The organism is Chamaesiphon sp. VAR_69_metabat_338, assembly GCF_031423935.1.
In the GTDB taxonomy this organism is placed as follows: Bacteria; Cyanobacteriota; Cyanobacteriia; order Cyanobacteriales; family Chamaesiphonaceae; genus Chamaesiphon.
Window position 1 is genome coordinate 1 of the sequence record NZ_JANPGM010000519.1, and the last position, 8,770, is coordinate 8,770.

The window sequence follows — 8,770 nt, forward strand, 5'->3', positions numbered from 1 at the left end:
TCCCTTACCACCGCTGATCGCTGGCGCATCCCCCGTCTATATCTCGCGAGCGATCGTCGCTGCCTTAGATTTGCCCACATATATCTTCAATGCTGGCTTACCAACACCGCCCGCCATCACCCATGTAGACTTGGGCGGGCAGCCTGCGGCTTGTCTGACTACAGGTGCCGCCTTACCGCTAGCGACAGTCACTCAGCTCTATCAGCAGGGCTTAAACTGGGGTGCCAAATTGGCAGCAGAAGTGGGCGCAGATAGCTATCTCATCATCGGCGAATGCGTCGTCGGCGGCACCACTACCGCACTGAGTCTGCTGAGGGGTTTGGGCATCGACGCACTGGGTAAAGTCAATAGTTCTCACCCAGTCTGCAATCATCAGCAAAAAGCCGAAATAGTCGATCGCGGCTTATCCCAACTAGCTTTACCACTCTCACCCCTCGCCCTAGTTGCCGCGATCGGCGATCCGATGCAAATCGTCGTCGCTGGCATAACGATCGCCGCCAGTCAAAGCTGTGGTGTTTTACTTGCTGGCGGGACGCAAATGCTGGCTGTAGCCGCTCTAATCCAAGCAATTGGCCTAGAGGAAGGAATCGAGATTAACACGGCTCAAATCGTCGTCGGGACGACGGCTTGGGTAGCTAACGATCGCTCTGGCGATACCGTCGCACTAGCTCGATCTATTCCCCCATTTCCGCTGATCTCTACTAACTTGAGTTTTGCCAAATCTCAATATCCCCAGTTGCAAGTTTACGAGCAAGGTTTTGTCAAAGAAGGTGTCGGTGCGGGCGGACTAGCGATCGCGGCTAGTTTATATCGCGGTTGGGGACAGGCAGAATTATTAGACTCGATCGAAAAATTGTTGGCTGAGAGTTTAGCCAAGTAGGGGTAATTAATGAATTACCCCTACTTGTCTAAGAGGATGTCTGAAAAGGTTTTTTGATGTGGATCGTAGATTTTAATCCCCCTGTCTTGTCTCCCTGTCTTGACCCAAACACATGCGGAGGGAACCTCCGCGTGATTTGGGTCGCTAAACCGTCGGGGAACAAAGGCGTGCGGGAGCCGCTAAATCCCCCTTAAAAAGCGGATGCCTTTTCGGTCGGGTGCCCCCATTCGTGACAAGTTAAGGTGCGAGTGCAGTTGTCAAGCTGGGTTGAGCGGATGGCTCAAAGAAAAATTCACCTTCCCTGTTCGCTCGTTCAGGGAAGGGTTCAATAATCAATTTCTTAAATGGTTTACGAATAGATTTAACAACACCGAGATCCTGATTTTCGGGAGCCGCAAAATATTTAATCGGGTCAGTGGCCAAACCTTTGTGATGAGCAACATAGAAATGATACAGACCACGATAGATCATCTCTAAAGAAATCCGGTCGAAAGGCACAGACACTTCATCAGCGATAGCATCACCCAGATCGACTAACACCGCATAAAATAGCCAAGTGCCCCAGAGTTGCAGCTTAATCCCATTACATGAACCCGTCCAGATATAACTCAAGCCTAATAAGCGTTTAACAGTATTAAATGCCTCCTCAATCCGCCACCTTCTACCATACAAATCGGCAACTACATAGGGCGGTAAGATTAACGGGTCGAGTACTGAAGTCAGATAAGAATGCCAAGTTTTACCCGATTTGATTTCCACCAGCCTCATCGTGACCGCAGGGATTCTTGGAGTACCAGCACCCATTACTACCAATCGGTCACGGATGCTGTAACTATTAGTGAATACTCGCTCAACTGTAAATGATGCCTTATGATTGAGTCGGGTAATCAAATGAACATCACGCTCGATAAGTTGTTGCCAAAACAGATAATGACAGAAGCCTCTATCTAGCAAAATTAATGTGCCCGACTTAACTAGATTCAAGATGTCTGCCTCGAATTTCATGTCGCTAGCTTTGGCATTCGACTCAAACCAAATTTCTACTGGCAGCCGAGTTACTAGATCGATGACTACTCCCATTTTCCCTGCTAATTGGTTAGTCGGTACTGTCGCTAGACTCTCTAATTTCTTGAAGATTGCTTCCAATGTTGAGCCGTCACTAGCCCAAATTCTGGCAAATTTAGTCTGTGCAAATTGAATGCTTTGAGGTAACGGTCTTTGCTTTCTGCTGTGCCATTTTCGCTCGAATTCTGGTAATAACGCCTTAAGTATACTTTCAAATATTTCGGCAGGAAATGTTAGAAATCGTTGTGATAATGCTTGTTGACTTACTTGTTTGGGTTCACACCACAAGAATCCTTCCCTTGCTAGCATTCTGGTTAACTCTGTTACTCCGGCTACGTCTCGCCAGATGAGGGTCAGTACTGCTGCTACCATCAGTGGCAGATTCAGTATCCTGTCTCTCATTCCCAACTGGCGATAGTACTTTTCTTGGGCGATTAGTGTTGGTGTGACTAACTGCTCTAGTTGCGCGGCGATCTCCTCATCTTCCATCATCGGACGTTGCTGTCGCTTGGCATGGTCGCGATTTGTTTTCTTTGTTCTAGGCATGGGTCACACTCAGCTCTAACTCTGTGCTAGTCTTAGTTTGACACCATTCCTCTGTGCTCTTGACAAATTTTGGATTTCCTTAACTTGTCACGAATGGGGTTCCCCGACCATGGAACGAACCCAAGCAGGGCAAAGCCCAAGACCGCACTTTTCGCTCCCCGCTCCAAGCTTCGACCTAATCCCCCGCCAACTGCTTGACCTTCGCCAATAACTCCTGGCTCAACTTCATAAAGGCTTTAGAGCCAGCGGAGCTAGGATTCTCGATCGCTACAGGTTGGAAACTATCGATCGCTTTGGCGACATTGACATCCATCGGAATGCGGGTTTGAAAGATTTTACTATCGTCAAAATCCTGAGTGACGCGCTCCATCACTCGATCGTAATAACGCGCAAACATCGAACTACCAGATAGAATAAAGACAATCCCTAATAAGCTACTTTCCAAGCAATTTTTATCGCCTTCATGAGTTTCTCGGAGCTTGGCAATCCGACGTTCTAATAACTGCATTCCCACTAAAGATAGCGGTTCGGGTCGGGCAGGCATGATGTAAAAATGACTAGCCATAATGCCGCTTCTAGTCAGCAGATTATATCCAGGAGCGCAATCGAGGATGATGAAATCATAATCATCGATTACTGGAGCCAAAATATCTTTGATCAACGAGCCTTCAAATCCATTCCAGACATCGATAAAATCTGTACTGGGATTCTCAAGCGTTTCCTGGTGAAGTTTCTCTGATACTAGAAATTCGTCATAAATATCGATGTCGCCAGCCAATAAGTCTAGACCTTTGACCCAACAAACATCTGAAGTAATTATATCTTTGGTTTCAAATTTATAACGACTATTAGGTTTGAGAACTTTGGCGATCGAATAACTAATCGTCTTCTTCTCGCGGCGAATTTTGGCGAAGTCTTGAGGAGTGACGAGACTGAGAGTCGCGCTAATCTGGGTGTCGAGATCGACAACTAATACGCGCTTCCCATAAAGCTTGGCAAGACAAGCCGCTAGATTGACAGTGAGGGTGGTTTTACCGACACCTCCTTTCATATTGACAGTGGCGATGACTAGTCCCATAATCGATCTCAAATGGCTCCCTGACTTGAGTACGCGGCACGGATACATCCGTAAGTACCGCTACACATGATAGTCGGTTTCGATCGCTTTAAGATCGAAATCATCGATCCTAGTTGACATAATTTTACCTGGACGTAATACACCCTCGATCGACTGCTGCCGCAAACCGAGTCTAGGAAAATTTAGCAAGATTGGAAGAATATAAATTTCCGTAAATGTTGGCGGTAAGCTGGTGGTGGATAATCTGAAGTATTGTAGGAACGACTTTTAGAGTTGAGGCTCGCCGTAGGAGTAGCATCGCCGCCACAAGATCGCGATTAATTGAGCAAGCTTATGGACATTAACAATTCATCGATCGATCCGATTATCGCCGATCGTTCGCAACGACGACGGACGGGTATTTCTAGTCGATTTCGGCGCGGTGCAGAATGTCGATCGCAATACCTTGCTTAAAGGCAGCACGGTAGCGGGGACATTCGGCTATATGGCTCCCGAACAATTTCGCGGTGCGGCGGTGCCTGCGAGCGATTTATACGGCTTGGGTGCAACTATTTTATATCTACTCACTCATCGATCGCCTGCGGATTTACCTCAAGAGCGATTGAAGTTGAGTTTTCGCGCTCACGTAAATATCAGCAGTCATTTTGCCGACTGGCTGGAGCTGATGTTAGAGCCAGATCCAGCGGAGCGATTCTCATCAATAGATGTATAGCAGTAGACAAGATCGTTAGGACGTTTTCTGATTAGTCTGCGTAGCGACGCGCGCTCGTCGGGTGTCCCGACGGTTTGCGACTGAAATCACGCGGAGGTTCCCTCCGCATGTGTTTCAGTCAGCGACGCATCGACCTGGAGGTTTCTTCCAGGTTGTGTGCGTCAAGACAAGACAGCGCGTCAAGACAGGCAAACTTTGCATTAAAAGCGGCGATTTCAATCGCTGTTTTGTCCTAACAGCCTTGGCTATGTTTTTAAATACTTTTATCAAAAAGTGGGCACACTCAGTTCAAAAGGTGGAATTAAACTGAAGATTTTGGCACACCGATATTATAAGCTTGAGTTAAAGCAAAAAACGACTGCCTGTCTTCCTTTATATACTTTTGGTAAATATTTAGATATTGCCGAGCAGCAATGGTTAATGGGTGAAATTTTAAAATATTTAGATTTTTTGCATCCTGGAATCGATCGACACTCTCGATAATTTCCCAACTACTTTAGTCGCAGATACAGATCCCCGACTTCTCCGAGAAGTCGGGAATCTATTAGAGTTAGTAAGATCGATAACTACGATCGCGATGATATTAAATCTGCGACGATCGATGCTAATTTATCGGCAGCACCTGCTTCGCCCCGAACTCGGCGCAGAGCCGATCGCATGGCGGCTAATTTTTCGGGATGTTCGAGATAATCGATCGCAAATTCGGCGACAGTTTTGGCATCTAAATTGCCAACTAATTCGGGGACTATTTCTACTCCTCCAGCCCAAATATTCGGCCATGCAAACTTGCGACTGCCCATCGTCCGATAGGCGATCGTATTAACGAGTTTGGAAATCGGCGAACCGATCAGCGGTAAATTAACTAAGATCCCTAAGCCCCCATCCCAGGCGCGCATGGCATCTAATTGTTGCAAGGCGATTAAAACTATCATTGGTATCCCCAAGCCGCCTAATTCTGCCGTATTTGCCCCAATGGTGGTCAAACAGAAGGTACACTTACTCAGCCAATCGTAGGCGGGGAATTCAGTGTGTAATGCGACTTTTAATCCCTTATTTGTCTGGAGATAAGGCATCGTTTCATCCCGTACTAGTGTCGCAGTGGCACCATTAACGAGCGCAATTACCGGATTTTTGGTGGGATCGGCATAACTGGCGAGAGTATCGAGATCGATCGTCGGTGCGACGGGAATGGCAAATTTTACCTGGGGATGAGCAGCTTGAATATATTGGGCGATCGCCAGCATCAGTGGCAACCCCATTCCCAATTTTGCTGACTTCGATCCTGGTAATAATCCAATTAAAATCTCATCATTATCATTAATTACTTCAGACTCGATTTCAGTCTGCATCTCCACCATTAAGTCACCAACTACCGTAAACTTATCGGCGTATTGTGGTTTGACTTTAGCAGTAACTTCGGCATTCATTACGGCAAATCGATCGATTAAATTGTGCCATCTAGCCGTCCATTCAGCATAAACTACGGTTTGATAACCCAATCGCTTGCCAATAATAACTGGAAAAAACTGATCGCCGCCCAGGAAAATAATTATGCCATGAGATCGCCAGTCCCAATTTTCGGCAGTTTTCCCCCATACTAAAAAGTTAGTAAAATGCTCGGCATCCTGGACGCGATCGATCTCGGGATAAGATTGTAAAATCTGAACTTCTTTACCACTAGCATTCGGACATGGCGATAAGATTGCTGAGATCCGAATCTGCGATCGATCGATACCCAATTTCGCACGTAAGGCTTTCACCACCGGACGCACCCAAGTCGTGACTTCTCCAGAGCCATTGGAGAGAATAATCAGATCGATCGGTTGAATGGTATTCATTAAGATTAGATATTTAATCGATCTATAATTAAATCGAATTAGTATGGGGTTAATAGCAAACTATCTTGCTATGATTATTACAGGTAGACGATCGAGTTAAGTTTCAACAAAGTGACTCGCCACTGGATAGATATATGACATTACAAGAATTAGAAGCCCAAATTTCAGCTTTGAATGCGACTGAAAAAGCTGAGGCATTACAGATTTTGACACAGGGGCTGAGTAAAGGTTCCCGTCGCATTGTGAAGACACCAGGTGTGATGGGTGGTGATGCCTGCCTCGATCGGACTCGTCTGCCGGTATGGTTGTTTGTAAGTTTGCGTCGGCAAGGAGCTACAGATGCCGAATTATTCAATAACTATCCCCAGTTAACTGCTGCCGATTTAATCAATGTCTGGGCTTACGCGGAGGCTTATCCTGATGAGATTGAAATAGCATTAGCCGAACAAGAAGGTGCCGATCTCTCGGAACTGTAGCTATGGCAAAAATCTATGCAGATGAGCAATTTCCGCGCCCGGTAGTAGAGTTATTGCGATCGCTAGGTCATGATGTGTTGACAGTGCAAGAATCAGGGAATGCTGGTTTTGCAGACCCAGAAGTTCTAGAGTTTGCAACGGCCAACGATCGAATTGTCTTAACTCAAAATCGTAGAGATTTTAAGAAATTACATCAACTCGTGCCAAGTCATAGTGGAATTATTGTATGTACTGAAGATCGGAATAGTTCAGAACTAACAACTCGTATTCATAATGCAATCCGATCGGCAGAGATCTTCCAAGGAAAAATAGTTAGTGTCGTTCGTCCTGCCAACTAAATTATGCGCGATCTCTGACGATCTAGGTTAAATTGTCATACTGTCTCTCCCACAACAACTTCGGCGATCGCTGATATTTTTCGATCTCTTTGGGCGATCGTGTGGAGTGGCACATTAAAATATCGCGCGGCATTGCTCATATCAAAACATAGCAGTCGATCTTGACCGCAATCGAGGATTTTTTTTGGTTTGGATGGTTTGATGCCCTGTGCTTTTTATAACTCACTGGCTAATGCTCTCGCTAGGAGCGGCGGCACACTATTACCGATTTGCCGACAGCCATGCCACTTGGTGGAGTGCAAGCGGAACCAATCGGGGTAGGAATGCAGTCTCGCGGCTTCCCGCACGGTGATGACGCGAGGCAACCAGGGATGGATCGGACGGGGCGATGTGTGTGCGCCTCTGGCACTATCCGTACCCGCACGGAGCGTATTACACAGCCCCTCGGGGTCGAGGCGGCGAAAGTGGCTGATGGGTTCGGTTTTACCTTGCTTGGTGGCGGCAAATCGCGATCGAGACAATCCAGTGTGGCGAGTTCTGATGCTACAGGTCAGCAAATTGAGATCGAAGTGACGGTGGTAGCTATAATCCTGATGGTCGCGATCGAATCCTCGCAATTTGCGACCGTAGGAGCTAGTCGTCTCCCATTGTGCTGTGACAAAATCTTGGTGCCATAAGGCATCGAAGTCTTCAGCGTTGGGCAGATCGCCGATCGCCTCCCAGACGGTAACTCGCTCTGGGTGAGCGGCTGGATACTCAGGCGCGTTCAAACCTTTGCGCGTCCCGACTAAAAATAATCGGCGGCGATCCTGCGGTACGCCATAATCGGCAGCATTTAACACCCGATATGGTGTCAATACATCATAGCCAGCTTCTCCCAAGGCGGCAATTAGTTCTGACAAAAACTGGGCGTGTGCGCCCAGTGTCAAGCCTTTGACGTTTTCAAAGACGCAATATTTGGGCTGTAATTCGCGGACGATGCGGACGTAATGAAAAACTAATTGGTTGCGCGGATCGTCAAAAGCGCGTTTGCCCATCAGGGAGAAACCTTGACAGGGTGCGCCACCCATCACCACATCGATCTCTTTGGTGCCCAATTTAGCGCGGCGGCGGATATCGTTGCCCGTGAGATCGATAACGCTAGCGCAAATGGTCGTCGCCGCCGGAAAGTTGTATTCATGGGTCGCACAATGAATCGGGTCGATTTCGACGGCTGCGACAATATCGAAACCCGCCTGCTCGAAACCGAGTGACATCCCGCCAGCACCAGCAAACAGGTCAATTCCGATCGGTCTATTCATGTTGCTGTAACTGTCAACGGTGGACTTATATTAATTGAGAATTGAGAATTGAGAATTGCGGATGAAATCGCGCTGAGGTTTCCGTCTAGCGACACGTCTCGCTCCGCTCGCCTACAGCGTGCGTTTCACCAGCGACGCATCGACCTGGAGGTTCCCTCCAGGTTGTGTGCGTCAAGACAAGCAGAGAATTGGGTTTTCATGGACGGGTTATGTATCAATGAAAATGCGCCAACCACAATCTGCCTAAAAGCAGGGACTTAAGACCCTTGCTACCCCTTAAACAAAGAAGCATTCTCAAAACTCTAATCGATCGTCATTAAGTACCAGGACGCTTGAACTTAGCTGGAGATGCGAAAGATTCGATCGGTTCGTTTTGGAGTGCTTCGCGCATGAAGCTCCGCCAAATTGGTGCGGCATAGGTACCGCCGGTGACACCTTGACCCAGAGGGGTAAAGTCATCTTTGCCAATCCACACAGAGGCGGCTAACTGGGGCACGTAGCCGACAAACCAGACATCTCGTTCGGAAGAGGTCGTT

Annotated in this window: 10 protein-coding genes and 1 pseudogene; 5 read left to right on the top strand and 6 right to left on the bottom strand. The window is 47.4% G+C overall.

What is annotated here, in order from left to right; translation table 11 throughout:
* Positions 1-880, top strand: an 880-nt coding sequence (cobT, locus tag RMO84_RS14390; RefSeq protein WP_310489136.1) for a nicotinate mononucleotide-dependent phosphoribosyltransferase CobT, incomplete at its 5' end; no start/stop codon positions are given.
* Positions 881-1,117: 237 nt separating this feature from the next.
* Here cobT and RMO84_RS14395 read toward each other — a convergent pair.
* The 3 genes from RMO84_RS14395 to RMO84_RS14405 form a co-directional block, all read right to left on the bottom strand.
* The gene (locus RMO84_RS14395; RefSeq protein ID WP_310489144.1) at positions 1,118-2,437 is read right to left on the bottom strand and encodes an IS4 family transposase; all 1,320 of its coding nucleotides are present in this window, start codon (positions 2,435-2,437) and stop codon (positions 1,118-1,120) included.
* 229 nt (positions 2,438-2,666) lie between these two features.
* The gene (locus RMO84_RS14400) at positions 2,667-3,569 is read right to left on the bottom strand and encodes a ParA family protein (protein WP_310489137.1); all 903 of its coding nucleotides are present in this window, start codon (positions 3,567-3,569) and stop codon (positions 2,667-2,669) included.
* Positions 3,570-3,629: 60 nt separating this feature from the next.
* Entirely contained in the window at positions 3,630-3,758 is a 129-nt protein-coding gene (locus RMO84_RS14405) for a hypothetical protein (protein ID WP_310489138.1), read from the bottom strand.
* Between the two features lie 184 nt (positions 3,759-3,942).
* Between RMO84_RS14405 and RMO84_RS14410 the strand changes: the two genes are divergently transcribed.
* Both RMO84_RS14410 and RMO84_RS14415 read left to right on the top strand, forming a co-directional pair.
* On the top strand, positions 3,943-4,281 hold the full coding sequence (locus tag RMO84_RS14410) for a protein kinase domain-containing protein (protein WP_310489145.1): 339 nt from the start codon (positions 3,943-3,945) through the stop codon (positions 4,279-4,281).
* A 273-nt stretch (positions 4,282-4,554) separates the two neighbouring features.
* Positions 4,555-4,764 carry a hypothetical protein gene (locus tag RMO84_RS14415; RefSeq protein WP_310489139.1) on the top strand — a complete coding sequence of 70 codons (210 nt, stop codon included), beginning with the start codon at positions 4,555-4,557 and terminating at the stop codon, positions 4,762-4,764.
* Positions 4,765-4,847: 83 nt separating this feature from the next.
* Here the strand turns inward: RMO84_RS14415 and RMO84_RS14420 are convergent, their stop codons facing one another.
* Complete coding sequence (locus tag RMO84_RS14420; RefSeq protein WP_310489140.1) at positions 4,848-6,119, bottom strand: lipid-A-disaccharide synthase; 1,272 nt, start codon at positions 6,117-6,119, stop codon at positions 4,848-4,850.
* Between the two features lie 134 nt (positions 6,120-6,253).
* Between RMO84_RS14420 and RMO84_RS14425 the strand changes: the two genes are divergently transcribed.
* Both RMO84_RS14425 and RMO84_RS14430 read left to right on the top strand, forming a co-directional pair.
* Positions 6,254-6,595: a DUF433 domain-containing protein gene (locus RMO84_RS14425; protein ID WP_310489141.1), complete on the top strand. Its 342-nt coding sequence runs from the start codon at positions 6,254-6,256 to the stop codon at positions 6,593-6,595.
* Positions 6,596-6,597: 2 nt separating this feature from the next.
* Positions 6,598-6,933, top strand: a complete 336-nt coding sequence (locus RMO84_RS14430) for a DUF5615 family PIN-like protein (protein WP_310489142.1) — start codon at positions 6,598-6,600, stop codon at positions 6,931-6,933.
* Between the two features lie 215 nt (positions 6,934-7,148).
* Here the strand turns inward: RMO84_RS14430 and RMO84_RS14435 are convergent, their stop codons facing one another.
* Both RMO84_RS14435 and RMO84_RS14440 read right to left on the bottom strand, forming a co-directional pair.
* Positions 7,149-8,234: a DNA cytosine methyltransferase gene (locus tag RMO84_RS14435; RefSeq protein ID WP_310489143.1), complete on the bottom strand. Its 1,086-nt coding sequence runs from the start codon at positions 8,232-8,234 to the stop codon at positions 7,149-7,151.
* A 316-nt stretch (positions 8,235-8,550) separates the two neighbouring features.
* Positions 8,551-8,770, bottom strand: a pseudogene (locus RMO84_RS14440) (penicillin-binding protein); the annotation flags it as partial.